The organism is Metabacillus sp. RB-C-LZQ-3-1 (genome assembly GCF_058315175.1).
Genome location: NZ_JBZFLI010000062.1, coordinates 1 through 576 on the forward strand (window position 1 = coordinate 1; position 576 = coordinate 576).

Genomic DNA, 576 nt, shown 5'->3' on the forward strand with positions numbered 1-576 from the left:
GTGACTAACCTCCGACCTCTCACACCACCGTACGTACGGTTCCGTATACGGCGGTTCAATTTTATCCTAAGCATGTACTTTATTGTAATGTTGAACACAAGAGATTAGTCCGAAAACGGCTAGTCTCTTGTTTGTTATAGTTGTGGTAAGTATCCACGAGTAGGCAATTCGAGCCGGCCCCTTGCTTGTGTGGCTATATTTGTACGCAGAGAATTTATCCATTCCTAGTTTAATGAGGTTCTTTCTGCGGTTTTTAGCTGTTTTCCACTTCTTCCAGATACACATTCTTAAGCGGAATCTTGTATTGGAATCTATTTTCCCAAGCAGCGATTTCATATAGCCTACTTTAAAGTAGTTAACCCATCCTCGTATAAGCTGATTAATACGTTCGACCTGATACTTCGTATCAACGCTCCAATTCTTCTTGGTCAATTGTTTCAGTTTGAACTTGAAGTTATTTACCGATTTTTGGTGCGGTTTTGCCTTGTATGAATCAGTCTTGTAATCTTTAAAGAAGCCAAATCCTAAAAACTTCATACTTGGGTCATCTGGTTTCGTCACTCTCGATTTTTGAGC

At 39.9% G+C, this 576-nt stretch carries 1 protein-coding gene; it reads right to left on the minus strand.

Going from position 1 to position 576, the window contains the following annotated elements; genetic code table 11:
* Nucleotides 1-66: 66 nt before the first annotated feature.
* Nucleotides 67-576: group II intron maturase-specific domain-containing protein (locus AC4GZ8_RS26410; RefSeq protein ID WP_491084839.1), on the minus strand; the 510-nt coding region annotated here is incomplete at its 5' end.